The sequence below is a fragment of the Runella sp. SP2 genome (genome assembly GCF_003711225.1).
Taxonomy (GTDB): Bacteria; Bacteroidota; Bacteroidia; order Cytophagales; family Spirosomataceae; genus Runella.
Genome location: NZ_CP031030.1, coordinates 2047286 through 2064657 on the forward strand (window position 1 = coordinate 2047286; position 17372 = coordinate 2064657).

Genomic DNA, 17372 nt, shown 5'->3' on the forward strand with positions numbered 1-17372 from the left:
TTATTGGTGTAAACTGACCAGACTAACTCATGATTTTACCCAATGAGTTGTCGTATAAATCTTTAGCTTCGGCTCCAGAAATAACCGTTTGTTTATCAACAACAAAACCTTCTTTCGTTACTTTACCAAGCAAGGCGTGCGTGATTTTAAGGTCGGCACCAAGCACTTTTTGGAATTCTGCTTGCTTATCAGGGCTTACACTGACCAACACGCGGCTTTGAGCTTCGCCAAACAAGAACGCATCGGCGCGGTAAGGACTTTGAGTTGCAACTTCAAAACCAAATCCGCGTGGCAAGGCAGATTCGGCCAAAGCCACCATCAAACCACCATCCGAAACGTCATGAACTGACTCAACCAATTGCTTAGAAATCAATTGTGCCACTGCTTGTTGCAATTCAAATTCCTCGTCGAGGTCGAACGCGGGAGCAGGAGAGGCTTTTACGCCACGGTATGAGTACAAGTATTCCGACGAAGCGATGTCATTTTTCGGCTGACCTACTAAGAAAATCAAATCACCTTCGTTTTTGAAGTCGAGTGTCATTTGGTTCTCAGGTTTTTCCATCAAACCAATCATGCCAATTGTTGGAGTTGGGAAAACAGGGCCGTCGTCCGATGATTGATTGTAGAAACTCACGTTACCACCCGTCACAGGTGTACTGAATTTGCGGCAAGCTTCACCCATTCCTTTAACGGCATGAACAAATTGCCAATAAACTTCAGGAACGTACGGGTTACCGAAGTTGAGGTTGTTGGTAATCGCCAACGGTTCAGCTCCTGTACAAACGAGGTTACGAGCTGCTTCCGAAACCGCGATTTGTGCACCCACAAACGGGTCAGCATTGACGTAACGAGCGTTACAGTCAACCGTCATGGCGATGCCTTTTTGGTAGTTCGGGCGTTCTACGTCGCGAATACGAACCACTGCCGAGTCCGAAGGACGGTTGGTCGAGCGGTTGGCCGTACCTACCATCGAGTCGTATTGCTCATACACCCACTTCTTAGAAGCGATGTTCGGATGCGACAGAAGGTGACGCGTCACAGCTGCAATTTCAGCTGCTGAATTTACGTCAGCTACCGAGTTAATATCGAATTTTTTAAACTCTTGGAAATAGGCAGGTTCACGGTATTCGCGGTGGTTTTGCGGAGCACCTCCACCCAACACAAGATCGTGAGCAGGTACGTCAGCAATCAATTCGCCGTGTTGGAAGAAATGTAAGCGGCCACCTTCAACCACTTCACCGATTTGGGCGCAGTGCAAATCCCATTTATCAAAAATGCCTTTGATGACATCTTCTTTGCCTTTTTCAACCACCACCAACATACGTTCTTGTGATTCAGAAAGCAAAATTTCCCAACCTTTCATGTTGGCTTGGCGCGTTGGTACTTTATCGAGGTCGATAATCATCCCGTGTTCGCCTTTGGCACTCATTTCAGAGGTAGAGCAGATGATACCCGCAGCTCCCATGTCTTGAATACCCACTACATAACCTGTACGAATAATTTCAAGTGAGGCTTCCAAAAGCAATTTTTCCATGAAAGGGTCGCCTACTTGAACGGCTGGCAATTTCTCGGTTGATTTTTCAGAAATATCTTCCGAAGCAAAACTTGCTCCTCCGATACCGTCTTTGCCCGTGGCCGAACCTACAATAAATACGGGATTACCTACGCCATAGCTAATGGCGCGAGCTACTTCACCCGCTTTTACGATTCCTGCCGAAAACGCATTGACGAGCGGGTTGGTATTATAGCAATCATCAAAGAAAACTTCGCCGCCTACGGTTGGGATACCGAACGCATTACCATAATCGCCGATTCCTTTTACTACCCCTTTTACGAGCCATTTTGTTTTGGCTAATTCGGGGTTTCCGAAGCGGAGAGAGTTTAATTGAGCAATGGGACGCGCGCCCATCGTAAAAATATCGCGGTTGATACCGCCTACACCCGTTGCCGCGCCTTGATAAGGTTCAAGAGCTGAAGGGTGGTTGTGAGATTCAATTTTAAAGCTACACGCAAGGCCGTCGCCAATGTCAACCAGACCAGCGTTTTCTTCGCCAGCCTTGGCAAGCATACGGTCAGAGTCACGGGGGAGGGTTTTAAGCCAAACGATTGAGTTTTTGTACGAGCAGTGCTCCGACCACATCACCGAGAATATGCTCAACTCAGTGAAGTTGGGCGTGCGGCCTAGTATTTGTTTGATTTGTTCAAATTCTTCGGGAAGAATACCTAGTTTTTTGGCGGTTTCGACGGTTGGTAGTTGTTCTACGTGTTCCACGAGCGGAGGAGTTGGGGGATTGGTGATTTGTACTAAAGGTGCAAAGTTAACTTTGACGGCACCTATTTTCTAACATTATTTTATATTTTCTTCCTTGCGTGCCTATTTGAGCGTCTTTTTTCAAGAAATACTCACTTCAATTTGCAAAGAATACTCATGTAAACTGGTCGAAAAAGTCGAAAAACTGGACCTGATTGAAAAAATGTAAAAACAGAATCCCGATTGGCAACTCTAATTAATGAATTGTCAATGAAAATGGTGTTTTTTTGAAAAATATCTTATGAAACTAGATATTATTGCGAAAATATGAAATATTAATCTTTGGTATTATGAAATTGTAAAATTCCAAGATAATTTGATATATTCTCAATATTTTAAAAATACAGGTACAATATTTGGCAAAAAGGTTGTTGTACCAAATAAATTTTTGTGTAACTTGCGTGAGATTAAAGTTCCGTAGAAGTACTTAGGCAACCAAGTGACGAATCGGAAGTCAACCAACCCCCAATATACAACAAAACCATGTTAGAATCTGCCCAACAGGGGTTATATCGCCCCGAGTTTGAACATGACGCATGCGGTATTGGTTTCCGCGCCAATATGAAGGGTCGCAAGTCTCACCAGATGGTCGCTGATGCGATTACAATGCTCGAACGTATGGATCACCGCGGTGCTTGCGGTTGCGATCCTAACACGGGTGACGGTGCTGGAATTCTTATTCAAATCCCTCATGAATTTTTTGTGGAAGAATGTACCAAATTAGCCATTACCCTCCCCGCTGCGGGTGAGTACGGTGTTGGTATGATTTTCTTCCCTAAAGATGAAAAGCTTCGCAGTGAATGCCGCGATATCCTCAACCGAAAAATTAAAAAATTGGGTATGGAATTGCTAGGCTACCGCCGTGTTCCAACACTCAATGATGTTTTGGGAGAAGGCTCCTTGTCGGTAGAACCACAAGTAGAACAACTATTCATCAAACGTCCTGATTCAGTTACAGATGAGTTGGGTTTTGAGCGTAAGTTGTTTGTACTTCGTCAATACGCCACTCGTATAATTAATGATACTGTAGTGGGTGCCAAAGCGCATTTTTATTTCTCGTCGCTTTCGTGCCGTACTATTTCTTATAAAGGTCAGCTGACAACGAGTCAATTGAACTACTATTTTCCTGATTTACACAATGAATCAGTAGTTTCGGCTTTTGCCATTATTCACTCGCGCTTTTCTACCAATACATTCCCTTCTTGGAAACTAGCACAGCCTTTCCGCTATGTGGCTCACAATGGTGAAATTAATACCGTTCGTGGTAACGTCAACTGGATTCGCGCTGGCGAGAAGTCGTTCTGGACAGAGCACTTCACCAAAGAAGAAATGGACATGTTGTTGCCAATCTGTGATTTAACTAACTCGGATACGGCCAACTTGGACAACGCCATCGAACTCCTGTATTTGTCGGGTCGCTCATTGCCACACGTAATGATGATGGTGGTACCCGAAGCTTGGGATGGCAACGAGGCCATGGATCCAGAACGTAAGGCTTTCTACGAATACCACGCGGCTATTCAAGAACCTTGGGATGGGCCTGCTTCTATTTCATTCACGGATGGTAAAATCATCGGTGCTACCCTCGATCGTAACGGTTTGCGTCCTTCGCGTTATTGGGTGTTGGACGACGATACCATTATTATGGCCTCGGAAGCAGGGGTACTCGACATAGACCCTGCGCGCGTAGTGTCCAAAGGTCGCTTGCAGTCGGGTAAAATGTTTGTGGTGGATATGGAACAAGGCCGTATCATCCCCGACGAAGAGCTCAAAGCCGATATTTGTTCACGTCAGCCGTATCAAAAATGGTTGGATGAAAATAAAATCAAAATTTCTGACCTCGAACCTTCACAACGTCCGTTTGCACCGTATGACGATAAACTTCTACTAAAACGTCAAATCGCGTTTGGCTTTACTTCAGAAGACCTACGGATGGTGATTGGGCCGATGGCCGAAACTGGCTATGAGGCGATTGGCTCGATGGGTGTCGATGTGCCACTTGCGGTACTTTCTGACCAAAGCCAACACCTTTCTAATTACTTTAAGCAACTTTTCGCGCAAGTAACCAACCCGCCGATTGACTCTATTCGGGAGCGTTCGATTATGTCTTTGATTTCGTTTGTAGGTTCTACCGAAAACCTATTGACCGAATCGCCGTTACATTGTCGTCAGATTGAGTTGGAACAACCCGTTTTGACCATCGAAGAATTTGATAAACTTCGTTGGGTTGATAAAGACCATTTCCAAGCCAAAACAATCAATACCTATTTCCGTGCCGACCAAGGTGGCAAAGGGCTGGCGCGTGCGTTAGAGCGTATTTGTACCTACGCCGAAGACGCGATTGAAGACGGTTTTGAAATCATTATTTTGTCTGACCGTGCCATTGACTCTGACCACGCACCGATTCCGTCGTTGTTGGCTATGTCCACGGTTCACCATCACTTGATTCGTAAAGGATTGCGTGGTAAAGTTGGTATCCTTGTAGAGGCGGGTGATGTTTTTGAAACACACCATGTGGCAACACTCATTGGTTATGGCGCTGCGGGGGTTTGTCCGTACATGGCATTCCAAACCATCGCTTACATGAACCGCCAAAAGATGATTAATGGAGAGTTTGAAAATGCAAAACTCTACGCTAATTACATCAAGGCAATCGACAAAGAATTGCTCAAAATTTTCTCTAAAATGGGTATCTCTACGCTTCAGTCGTACCAAGGAGCGCAGATTTTTGAGTGTTTGGGTATCAACAAAGACGTGATTGACAAGTATTTCACAGGAACCATCTCGCGTATTGGCGGTATGGGTATCGAAGAAATCGCCCGTGAAGTATTGGTTCGCCATAAAGTAGCCTATCCAGAAACGCCGATGGTAAATCCTCACCTAGAAGTGGGTGGTTTTTACCAGTGGAAACAACGCGGAGAAGCACACATTTTTAACCCGCAAACAATTCACCTTTTGCAACAATCGACCCGCAAAGGTGGAGAAGAAGGGTATCAAATTTTTAAGAAATTCTCGAAACTTATCGATGATCAGACCCAAAAGGCTCTTACGCTTCGCGGTTTGATGCGTTTCAAGAAAGGAAAAGCGATTTCAATCGACGAAGTAGAGCCTGTTGAAAGTATCTTCAAGCGTTTTGCTACAGGTGCGATGTCGTTTGGTTCAATTTCGTGGGAAGCACACACAACGCTTGCCATTGCCATGAACCGAATCGGTGGTAAATCAAACTCAGGTGAAGGAGGCGAAGATGAGATTCGTTATCAACCGCTTCCCAACGGCGACTTTATGTCGTCAGCCATTAAGCAGGTAGCTTCAGGGCGTTTTGGGGTAACAAGCCATTACTTATCAAATGCCCAAGAACTTCAGATTAAGATGGCTCAGGGGGCAAAACCTGGAGAAGGAGGACAGTTGCCAGGCCATAAAGTCGATGATTGGATTGGACGTACGCGTCACTCGACGCCAGGTGTAGGCTTGATTTCGCCGCCACCTCACCACGATATTTACTCAATTGAAGATTTAGCTCAATTGATTTATGACCTTAAAAACGCTAACCGTGCTGCGCGTATCAGCGTGAAATTGGTATCTGAAGCTGGCGTAGGAACGGTTGCCACAGGGGTTGCTAAAGCGCACGCTGACCATATCCTTATTGCGGGTCACGATGGAGGAACGGGGGCCTCTCCGTTGAGTTCCATTCGCCACGCAGGTCTTCCTTGGGAGCTTGGGTTGGCCGAAACGCACCAAACGTTGGTGAAAAATAAACTTCGCGGACGAGTGACTGTGCAGGCCGATGGCCAAATGCGTACAGGTCGTGACTTAGCGATTGCGGCGTTATTGGGTGCCGAAGAATTTGGCGTAGCTACAGCCGCACTGGTTGCTACGGGCTGTATCATGATGCGTAAGTGTCACTTGAATACTTGTCCAGTGGGAGTTGCTACACAACGCAAAGAGTTGCGTGCACTTTTCACAGGAAAACCAGAACACGTCGTGAACATGTTTACGTACATGGCACAGGAGTTGCGCGAAATTATGGCGCAGTTGGGCTTCCGTACCATCAACGAAATGGTTGGACAAGCACAATACCTCGAAATGCGTGATGATATAAAACACTGGAAATACAAAGCATTGAACTTCAACGCGATGTTGTTCAAAGAGCCAGTAAGCCTTGATGTTGCGCAATTTAAACAAGAGGAACAAGACCACGGAATTGCAGAAGTAATTGACTGGCAATTGATGGAAGCCGCCAAACCAGCACTCGAAAAAGGAGAAGAGGTTTACGGAGAATATTCTATCAATAACCTCAATCGCTCGGTAGGAAACATGCTTTCCAACGAAATATCGAAAGTATATGGTGGCGTTGGGTTACCAAACGGAACCATTCACTTTAAATTCAGAGGAACGGCAGGACAAAGCTTCGGTGCCTTTAATACATCTGGCGTACGCCTCGAACTAGAAGGAGATGCCAACGATTATTTCGGAAAAGGACTTTGTGGAGCTGAACTCGTCGTCTATCCAGACCGTGAAGCTTCGTTTGTGCCAGAAGAAAATATCATTATCGGTAACGTAGCCTTTTACGGAGCAACTTCGGGAGAAGCGTATATTCGCGGAACTGCTGGAGAGCGTTTTTGTGTGCGTAACTCTGGCGCAAAAGTAGTCGTAGAAGGAGTAGGAGATCACGGTCTTGAGTACATGACAGGTGGTGTAGCGATTATCCTCGGAGAAGTTGGACGAAACTTCGCAGCGGGTATGTCGGGTGGAGTTGCCTATGTTTGGGATAAAAACGCCGACTTTGCGCCAAAAGTAAATCCTGAAATGGTAAGCGTAGATGCCTTGACCGACGAAGATAAAACGATTGTGAAAGGTTTTGTAGAGAAACATTTCCAATATACCACCAGTAATGTGGCATTTATGATGACCCAAGACTGGGATACGTACTTGAGTCAGTTTGTGAAGGTATTGCCAAACGACTTCAAGAAAGCCTTGGCAAGCCGTGGAATCAGCCTTTCGCAACAGATTGCTGATAAAAACGTCGTCTATCAAGACATCGTTGTTGATGTAGCCCAATAATTAGCCCATCCCTTAATATTCGGCCTTGCAGGCAGGTTTTCCTGCCTGTAGGGTTTTGAAAAACAAAGCAAATAAGCTAAGAAAAGCACATCTGGATTCATTTCTCAATCGCTCATTTAATCTTTTATTCAGTACTAAAATGGGAAAACCCACTGGATTCATTGAATTTGGCCGTGAGTTGCCAAGTAAGCGTAGCGTAGAAGAACGCCGCTTAGATTATAAAGAAATTGAATTGCTAGGGACAACGGATGATGCCAAAAAACAAGCAGCTCGCTGCATGGATTGCGGTATTCCCTTTTGCCATAATGGCTGTCCACTAGGAAATATTATCCCAGAATTTAACGACGCTGTTTACGAAGAAAACTGGGAATATGCTTACCAATTATTGACCAGTACCAACAACTTTCCAGAGTTTACGGGTCGCATTTGCCCTGCCCCCTGCGAAGCTTCATGCGTGTTGGGTATCAACAAACCTCCCGTTGCTATTGAGTACGTGGAGAAATCGATTATCGAAACGGCCTTTGCGAAGGGTTATGTTAAACCACGCATTCCTGCCAAACGCACAGGTAAGAAAGTAGCAGTGATTGGCTCAGGCCCCGCAGGTTTGGCGGCAGCTGCTCAGCTTAACTATGCTGGACACTTGGTGACGCTTTTCGAGCGTGCCGACGAGGTAGGAGGGTTGCTTCGCTATGGTATTCCTGATTTTAAATTGGAAAAAACGGTCGTGGCACGTCGCGCAGCGGTGATGGCCGAAGAAGGAGTTGAGTTCAAGACGGGCGTAAACATTGGTGTGGATATTCAGGCGGAAGAAATTTTGCGTGAGTTCGACGCGGTGGTACTCGCCATTGGTTCAACCGAGCCTCGTGATATTCGTATTCCTGGCTGGGATAAATACATCGGGAAAGGTATTCACCCTGCGATGGAGTTTTTGAGCCAACAAAACAAACGGGTGTCTGACATCGCGCGGGTGGTTGATCACCGTGGGGATAAGTACGTGAATGGCGAAATTTTGGCCACTGACAAACACGTAGTAGTGATTGGTGGTGGCGATACGGGTTCTGACTGCGTTGGAACGTCAAATCGCCACAAAGCGGCGACCATTACGCAAGTGGAAGTAATGCCTGCGCCAAAATACGATGATAAACTTCAACCTTTTTATAAAGTTCGTGACGAAAAAACGCCTTGGCCTCAGTGGCCGTTGACGAAACGGACGTCAACTTCGCATGAAGAAGGTTGTGATCGTTTTTGGGCGATTGCCGTTCAAGAGTTTGTGGGCGATGGCGAAAAATTGACAGGTTTGCGCATTGCGGATATTACGGGTGAGCGCACGTTGGAAGATGGTCGCAAAGCGCCAATTACAGAAAATGAACGCGTAGTAAACTGCGATTTGGCACTTATTGCGGCGGGTTTTGTGCATCCTCAACAGTATTTAATCGAACAATTTGGCATCGAAACAGATATGCGTAAAAACATCAAAGCGGCTGAAAATAGTTATGCTACTTCAGTAGGAAAGGTGTTTGCCGCAGGTGACTGCCGTCGTGGACAATCGTTGGTCGTTTGGGCGATTTCAGAAGGTCGCGAAGCAGCCCGCAAAGTTGATGAGTTCTTGATGGGCGAGTCGATGCTTGAAGCCAAAGAAGTGGGCATGTTCAATCCTGTCTTCTCTCACGCTTAGTTGTGGACTGTTAATTGTTAACAGTTAACAGCTCTGGGCCTCGTGTGCGCAAGCACTTAAAGGCGATAAAAAATAGACTCCTTCTTGTTTCGATGAGGTGTTACCTCAAAGAGCAAGAAGGAGTTTTTTATTGGATACTAACTAAAGTTGTTGAAGTGATATGCGACTTTTGCTGCAAAACTATCGGTTTGTTATTGCCCCTATGGTCAATGCTTGCGTACCAGTACCGCCAACTCTACCCCTTAAAATAATTGTGTAAAAACGCCCTTTGATGGGAGAAAGGGTAAATGTAGCAGGAGCAAGATTGGTGGTGGTCCCATTTAGCCGAACTTGAACGGGCAAGGCTGCACCACCCGTTGCAACGGGCGTGATGGCCACAAAATCGGAAGCTTTTTTGTAACCAACGTTGGTCATGGCAGGTGCGTAAGTGCCATTGTAACCTACGTCGTAGCCCGTCGTTGCATTAACAATCGTATTGACAACCCGTATGTAAGCTTTAGAGGTATCTGCTGGCGTAAGTTTGTCTTCTACCACTAGCGGCTCAAGCGTGGCAGTAGCCGCAGAACCCACCGCAAAAACCGAGTAATATTTGTTGGCTTCTAGCGGAACTGTCCCAGTCAGAAGTGAAACTTGTTGGTTACTTCCACTGGCAGGAACTACTACCTCAACTTTGGCACTGCCCGCATCAATCGTTGCATAGTCAACTGCTGGGTAAATATTCCCATAGGTGATAACGCCTGGTGAGGCAGGGGCGACGGTAAGTACCCCTGAAAACTGACGGTCATTTACCAAAATACTCACACCTGGGCCGTCCGAAACCATGTGGTGGAATTTGACGCGTGCTCCAGCGGCAGGGGTAACAATCGTTAATTGGTCGCTTGATTCACCTATACACGCAAAAAGTCCAGCGGAAAGCGCACCTGCGAGCAAAATGCTTTTTATTATGGATTGAAATTTCTTCATTGTTTGTTTCTTTTGGATTCGTAATTGGTTGAAAAACCTACGATTAAGGTTGCATAAACCAAATTTCTTTGGTGTGATAATCCGCGTTTAATGCGCCTATTTTGTCCAACGCTGCGCGGTTCCAAACGTATTCGGAGTTGAAGCGTGGACGCAAACGATACGCCAATTTACCACCATTATCAGGGAATAAGGTAGAGCCTGTTGGCGGAGCAAATCCCTTGAAAATATCAGGACTATACTTATAACGACGCATATCAACCCAGCTTTCCATGTGGCCATGAACAAACATTGAAATATATTTTTGGGTCATAATGTCACTGAGTGTCAATGCCGCTGACGTTTGGGCAACGGCACTACTTTTGAGGTAAGCCGCCCGTTCGGTTGTAAAATTAGCACGGCCTGCTGCGTCGGTTGATGACATAAGTGAAAACACCCAATCCAAGTGTGCATTGATTCCTTTGTTGTAGGCATCAAAAGCCATGGCTTTGTCGCCTTTGATGAATGCGGCTTCAGCTTTTACAAACTGCATTTCCCAGTAAGTAATAATCGGATGAGCAGTGCCATTATCAAAAATAGATTTTCCTGTGGCAGGCGTAGTAGCCGTAGGCTGTGATTGTCCCCAGAAGTTGGCTACTCGATTGGTGCGTCCTGCTACGTTGTTTGCATCACCAAGCCCTACGTTAACACCTCTAAATACTTTATCATCGCTTGCTGTAAGCATGGCAGCCATACGTGGGTCGATGGCACCAGGGAAAAGTGTACCATTAAATAAGTTAACCAAATAGTTGCTTGGGCGGAAAGCGTTCATATTGTTACGAAGCGGTCCCCAAAAGTTAGCATCGGTTGTGTTAGTTCCTCCGTGTGGGATGTAAAAATTATCCGCATTGCTACTGAATGAGGCATCTACAAACTTAATAACAGCATCAGGATTGTACGTTTTTTTGTTGCTGATGTGGTTGGCATTACGCGCCAAAATCGCATTTACAAACTTAATCCATTTGGTACGGTCTCCTTTGTAAACCAAGTCGCCACGGTTAAGGGAAGCAACAGATACACCACCGTCGGTACGAGAGAGGTCGGCAAGGGCTTCCGTTCCGAGTCGGACTACCTCTTTGTAAACGTCTTCTTGCGAATCGTACTCAAATACGTAACGGTTTGGCTCCCATGCCTGCTTCAAAATCATCTCGCCGTTGGCGTCGGTGGTGCTTTGCCAGCCCCAAGTACGGAGGGCTTTGGCCACACCTACATAGTCCCACTGTTGTTTGGCAGTCGCATCTTCGATGACCAAATCCACATTTTTACCGATTGACCAATAGTGTGAACGCCACATTTCGCCGCCATTATCGCTTCCTGCTACGTAGCCGTGGCGATCCCAGGCATTTCCTGCGGCAGTTGCTAACCAATATTGGCAGTATTGTCCCGTAAAACGACCGTCAAAAGTTTCGGCACGGGCCATTTGACTGAGCATTGGAGGAAGCAATGCAAATCCTTGGGATACTTGGGGGAAACTAGGGTCAAAATTTACGTCTAAGTATTTTTCACAACTTGTTAGTCCCACCCCTAGCAGGGTAACAAGTGATATAAGTTTTATCTTTTTCATTTTATAGTCTGTTTAAAATCTCAATGAACTGTGCGTAAGCAGCTACTAGAAAGAAAAATTCAAACCCGCAGTAATGGTACGTGGTAAGGCCAACGTTCCATAATCAAAACCACGTGCTCCGATACCCAGTGTACCCGCACTTGTTCCGTTTACATCGGGGTCAGCGCCTGTATAATTGGTTAAGAGGAATAGTTCATTTCCAGAAACAAAGACGCTTCCTGAACGGAATATTTTCTGCTTGTCTAAGATAGACTGAGGGAAGCTGTAACGGAGCGTTACGTCGCGCAAACGAATCCAGTTGATGTCTTTTTCAACAAAACTTTCTTCGGTGAATGCCCCATAAAAATCGGAACGGAATTGCGGAGTAACTTGGATGGTATTTGGCGTAGGTGCGTCGCTGTCTTCACGGCCATCGCGTAATACACCTTTGAAAACATAAGGATTATTGCGGTCGAGAACGCGCGTAGAAAGACCATTGCGGAACATGTACATTTCGTTTCCGTTGAAAACGTCACCGCCTTTACGAATGTCTAACAACACCGAAAGTGACCAATTTTTGAAGCGAACTGAATTTTGAAATCCTAACATAAAGTCAGGGTTACGGTCTCCGATGGGCAAGAAAACAGGGTTAGAAATAGGCAGACCTGTGCTTGGGCTGACAAGAATATCCCCGCGTTTGTTGCGCAAGTAGCTGTACCCTGCCAATGCCGTAGTTTTACCCTCACCACGGGTGTTTACGTACGATAAATTAGGGTAGAAAGAGCTTTGGTTGGGCGCCATGGCACTTGCCCGAACGTTTCCGTACAGCCATGTGTCCGAGTTGTAATATTCCGCCACTTCACCAGGAAGGCTCACTACTTCATTCAGAAGACGCGTAAAATTGAGGTTCATGTCCCACTGAACATTCTTTGCTTTGATGGGCGTAATGTTCAATTGAGCTTCAAGTCCGCTGTTACGAATTTCACCACCGTTCAACAAACCAAAAATAAATCCAGTACCGTAGCTCAAACGTTGGGTGGTGATTTGGTCAAAATTGCTTTTGTTGAAGTACGTTACATCCAAACCTACGCGATTTTTGAAGAAACGTAGCTCTACGCCAGTTTCAAAACTCCGACCCCGCTCTGGGCGTAAGTTTTCGTTGCCTCCGTAGAAGTCATACAAAAAGCCACCACCCGTTGTGGTTTGTGGTACGAGGCGAGGACGCGTACGGTAAGGGGTTGCGTCGTTACCAACTTCAGCGTAGGCAAAGCGAACTTTTCCATAGCTCAAAATTTGTTGCTGCTCAAACGAAGGAAGCTCTGTGAAAACAAATCCTAAACTAACCGATGGATAAAAGAAAGAGTTGTTCTGAACAGGCAAGGTCGATGACCAGTCATTACGCCCCGTAACGGTTAAGTACAACATGTCGGCGTAGCTCAGATTTAGCGAGCCCAACACACTCACCAAACGGCGTTGAAGAAGGGTAGCTTTGTTACGTTGGGTGCTATTCAACGTGTTGTTGATACTGTTGAAGTCGGGCAAATAAAGCTGCTCTCCGTAAATAGCCGTTGTTTCGTAGCGGCGGTCATCTACGGTTGTACCCACCATGAGAGATGTTTTTAGCTTGCCAAAATCTTTTTTAGCGGTAGCGCGGAAGTTACCGTTGAGTAATTGACTGTTTTCAGTAGCATTTTCCACAAACCCTTTGGCCGTAATACCTGCGTTGGATTCTGGATGTTGGAAGCGGTTATAACGCGTCGAGAAAACATCAGCCCCTAAAATTCCTGCTAACGTAAGCCAAGGTGTTACGTTATAGTCCAACTGAATGTTCCCAACAGTGCGGTTGATTCGGTTGCTGTTGATGTTCTTATACACGTTGAAGAACGGGTTATCCAAGTCGTTGGCATCTTCGCCGAAAGTACGGAAACGGCGGCCGTCTGCCGTGAGGTATTGTCGCGCATCTAAATAAAACGGGAATGCCAACATCCCAATTAAAAACCCTTGAGCACTACGAAGTGGTTGGAGGTTGTTGGTCCCGATGTAATTGAAGGAGGTGGTTGCCCGCAAATTCTTCGTAATTTGTCCTACTCCAGTCAAACGAATGTTAATCTGGTCCATTTTGTTGGTAGGTACCACTCCTTTGTCCGAAATATATGAAGTTGATAAGCGATAGGTCGCTTTTTCACTTCCACCTTCCACAGTTACGTTGTGCGACTGACGAAGTCCTTGTTGGAAGAAATTACCAACGTTATCAAAGACTTTGCCGCCACCTTCGCCGATTTGTGACACTTCACCCCCAAAATAAGAAAAGTTGTTTGGGTTAAATACGCCGTTGAAACCACGTCCGTAAGTGGTTTGTCCTTCAGGGAAACGATACACATCGCGAACACTCAATGAACCATTGTAGGTGATTTTGCCACGACCTGTGCCGCCTTTTTTGGTCGTGATAACAATCGCACCGTTGGCAGCTTCGATACCGTACAAGGCAGCGGCTTCTGGCCCTTTTAGGATGGTAACTGTCTCAATGTCGTTGGGGTTAATATCCGCTGCACGGTTTTGGTAGTCCATGTCACGGTTGGGGCGGTCAGAAACCAATGCTCCTTGAGCAAAGGTGTTGTTTGAAATAGGCAAACCATCAACCACATAAAGCGGTTGGTTGCTATTTCCGATAGAACCCGCACCGCGCAACTGAATAACGGCCGAGCCACCCGCAGTACCGCTGGTTGGGGTCATTTGAAGACCTGCTACCCGTCCTTGAAGTCCCATCATGAAGTTGTCCCGCTGAGAGTCCAACAAATCTTGCCCTTTTACTTCCTGCACGGCATAACCCAGCGCACGTTTCTCTTGTTTTACCCCAAGGGCAGTTACCACGACTTCATTTAAGATGTTTTCGTCGTTTTCTAGCAAAACATTGATGGTATTGTTACTCCCAACTTTCACTTCTTGGCGAATGTAGCCAATGTAGCTAAAAATGAGTACTGCATTGTTAGGAGCATTTACCTTAAACTCTCCGTTGGCATCCGTGGTTGTACCTTTGGAAGTCCCTTTGACAACGATGCTTACACCTGGAAGCACGCTGTTGTCGGATGAACTGGTGACTTTTCCCTCGATGAGTCGCCCTTGTGCCCATGTCGTAAGACATGTGCCAAAAACAACTAGAAAAGCCATACTTCGATGAAGAAGTTTTTTCATAGTGAATGAATTTGGTTGTTAGAAATGATAAGTTGAGGTGAACTAAATTCGGATTTACTTCAAAAAAAATCAAAAACGTTCGGATTTGCAATGTTTTTCCGAATAAAATTGCATGAGTGTGCGGTTTAGAAGCTTAAATGATGCGGATTTGTGCGGATTTTTGCACGGATGAAAGTAGGGGTGTAAATTCGCGGTAAATGTATATCCTTTTTGGTTCTTAAAATTCCGAACTTACTATGTCTGTAACCATTGCCCCGATTCAGGAGAGCCTCCCTGCGTACCTTTCAGCGCATCAGTACTCCAAAGTTGTCGTTATTGCCGATACAAATACCAAAAAGCACTGCTACGCTAAGGTAAAACCTCATTTGCCCAAACATGAACTGATTGTCGTGCCAGCGGGAGAGCAGCACAAAACCCTGGCAACTTGTGAAAAGATTTGGGGCGAAATGACTAAAGCACAACTCGACCGTCACGCGGTTGTTTTTAACTTGGGTGGAGGAGTGATTGGAGACATGGGCGGGTTTTGTGCCGCTACTTACAAAAGAGGGATTGATTTTGTTCAAATCCCGACGACGCTGCTTTCTCAAGTGGATGCCAGCGTGGGTGGAAAATTAGGAATCGACTTCCAAGGTTTTAAAAACCATTTAGGAGTTTTTACTCAACCAAAAAATGTTTTGATTGACGCATCCTTTTTGTCAACCCTTCCGTATATAGAATTGCGCTCTGGATTTGCCGAAATTGTGAAGCATTGTTTGATTGCGGATGCCGCCAAGTGGGAAGAAATTCGTAAAAAAGACTTTGAAGAACAAAATTGGAACAACCTGATTGCGCATTCGGTTGAAATCAAGAAAAAAGTTGTAGCCACAGATCCAACGGAAAAAGGGCTTCGCAAAATCTTAAATTTTGGACATACCATTGGCCATGCGGTAGAAACCTATTTTTTGAGCAAACCTCCCAAAGAGCGGTTGCTGCATGGGGAAGCAATTGCGGCGGGGATGATTATGGAAACCTATTTGGCTTACCGCAAAAAAATGGTGGATTTGCAAACACTTGAGCAGGTTGAGGAGTTTATATTTTCAGTGTTTGGCAAAGCCGATGTCCAGTTTTCGGATGCGCCAACAGTGATTGCGCTGGCACAGCAAGACAAAAAGAACCGAGGAGGAGAGTTGCGTTTTTCACTGCTAGATGGCATCGGAACGTGTGCGTATGATGTGAAAGTGACACCAGCTGAAATCCAACAAGCTATCGCTTATTACGTAGGTTAATTTGGGTGATAGTAAGTTTTGCAGTAAAAAATTTGCTTTTGTAGAAAATTTCGTATTTTTAATCAAATATTCTCTCAAACACCCCAAACCACGAACTATCTATGAAGCTTGTCAAACTTTTACTGCTTGGATGTGTTGTTGTTATTGTGGCAGCAAGTTGCAACACGAGTCAGAAAATTTTTGTTGAACACGATTACAGTTACGAAACTAATTTCAAAGCCTACAGCACGTACGCTTTCTTGGAATGTGAACGTGATACGGGTAATGTGTGTACAGAAGTCTATAATGCCATCCACCGACAGATGCAAGCGCGTGGATATCGGCTTACTACCAATAAACCTTCTTTGTTGGTCAATTACGGTATTTTCTACGATAATTTGCGCTACCAAGGGTACATGCAGCCCGTGATTAAAAACTGGGTGGATACTGAAGATGATTCGTTTAAATACGAACCCATTCGCTATTCGCTCGACAAAGGTACAATCATTGTATCGCTAATTGATGCAGATACGGATCAGGTTGTTTGGCGTGGATATGCGGCGGGCATTTTTAAGAATCCCAATGCTGCCAATAATTATTATCGAAACGTAGTGCGGACGATTTTTGACCAATATCCGCTGTTTGCATCGGGGTATGACCCACGAGGCGGTGGACAATCCAATGGTCGTTAATTGCTGAGATACACAAAAAAAGGACGTCCAACGACGTCCTTTTTTTGTGCTAAAGCTTTTTCGCAAGCTGACTAATAGATGGTTCCTACAATAGAAAACGATTTTTTATCGGTTAAAGACAGGTGCTGAAAACCAGAAATTTCGTACGTTTTTATTAACCAAACCCCTTCTGGTCGCATTCCACAGGTGAGGCGGAGCTGTTTTTCAGAATCATACAGTTTATTTTCTTCTTTCAACGAAACTTCGATGATGGAAGGCATCTGGGTTTTATCATCGAAGATCACCTTCAAAGACTGAACGGGCTGATTTTCGCCTTTTTTGAGGGAATAAAGGTTGGTTTTGGGCGCTGGTTGCGTGGTTTCGTAGCTAGATTGATATGCCTGTTTGTTAATATCCGCCTGGATAAACAGGTCTAATTCTTTGGCCCAATTAATTTCATTTGTTTGCTTTGATTCGCTTTCACCATCAAGCGACATTTTTTTGTCAACCGTCGGTTTGCGTTTTTCTAATTCACGAAGCTGTGATTCGATGAAGCCTTTTAAATCAAAATACGACTTAACTTGGTTGGTTTCGGTTTGGGGCTGGCAGGCAGCGAGGAAAACGAGCGCGACGAAAATACAAAAAAGTGGTTTCATGGCTCAATAACCCTCACCGC

General features: G+C 45.4%; 9 protein-coding genes. 4 read left to right on the top strand and 5 right to left on the bottom strand.

Annotated elements, in window-relative coordinates; genetic code table 11:
* Positions 1-22: 22 nt before the first annotated feature.
* Positions 23-2272 carry a phosphoribosylformylglycinamidine synthase subunit PurL gene (purL, locus tag DTQ70_RS08590; protein ID WP_122930436.1) on the bottom strand — a complete coding sequence of 750 codons (2250 nt, stop codon included), beginning with the start codon at positions 2270-2272 and terminating at the stop codon, positions 23-25.
* A 522-nt stretch (positions 2273-2794) separates the two neighbouring features.
* Between purL and gltB the strand changes: the two genes are divergently transcribed.
* Together gltB and DTQ70_RS08600 are read left to right on the top strand one after the other, a co-directional pair.
* Positions 2795-7372: a glutamate synthase large subunit gene (gene gltB / locus DTQ70_RS08595; RefSeq protein ID WP_122930437.1), complete on the top strand. Its 4578-nt coding sequence runs from the start codon at positions 2795-2797 to the stop codon at positions 7370-7372.
* A 139-nt stretch (positions 7373-7511) separates the two neighbouring features.
* On the top strand, positions 7512-9047 hold the full coding sequence (locus tag DTQ70_RS08600) for a glutamate synthase subunit beta (protein WP_122930438.1): 1536 nt from the start codon (positions 7512-7514) through the stop codon (positions 9045-9047).
* Between the two features lie 180 nt (positions 9048-9227).
* On the opposite strand, the gene DTQ70_RS08605 is transcribed toward DTQ70_RS08600, so the two are convergent.
* Genes DTQ70_RS08605 through DTQ70_RS08615 form a run of 3 tightly spaced genes read right to left on the bottom strand, consistent with a single transcriptional unit; the run spans position 9228 to position 14781 of the window.
* A complete protein-coding gene (locus tag DTQ70_RS08605) occupies positions 9228-10010 on the bottom strand; it encodes a DUF4397 domain-containing protein (protein ID WP_122930439.1) in 783 nt (260 codons plus the stop codon).
* A 43-nt stretch (positions 10011-10053) separates the two neighbouring features.
* On the bottom strand, positions 10054-11610 hold the full coding sequence (locus DTQ70_RS08610; RefSeq protein ID WP_122930440.1) for a SusD/RagB family nutrient-binding outer membrane lipoprotein: 1557 nt from the start codon (positions 11608-11610) through the stop codon (positions 10054-10056).
* A 45-nt stretch (positions 11611-11655) separates the two neighbouring features.
* On the bottom strand, positions 11656-14781 hold the full coding sequence (locus tag DTQ70_RS08615; protein WP_229600095.1) for a SusC/RagA family TonB-linked outer membrane protein: 3126 nt from the start codon (positions 14779-14781) through the stop codon (positions 11656-11658).
* A gap of 236 nt (positions 14782-15017) precedes the next feature.
* Between DTQ70_RS08615 and aroB the strand changes: the two genes are divergently transcribed.
* A complete protein-coding gene (gene aroB, locus DTQ70_RS08620; protein ID WP_122930441.1) occupies positions 15018-16046 on the top strand; it encodes a 3-dehydroquinate synthase in 1029 nt (342 codons plus the stop codon).
* A 101-nt stretch (positions 16047-16147) separates the two neighbouring features.
* On the top strand, positions 16148-16717 hold the full coding sequence (locus DTQ70_RS08625) for a DUF4136 domain-containing protein (protein WP_122930442.1): 570 nt from the start codon (positions 16148-16150) through the stop codon (positions 16715-16717).
* A 71-nt stretch (positions 16718-16788) separates the two neighbouring features.
* On the opposite strand, the gene DTQ70_RS08630 is transcribed toward DTQ70_RS08625, so the two are convergent.
* A complete protein-coding gene (locus DTQ70_RS08630) occupies positions 16789-17352 on the bottom strand; it encodes a hypothetical protein (protein WP_122930443.1) in 564 nt (187 codons plus the stop codon).
* Positions 17353-17372: the final 20 nt, after the last annotated feature.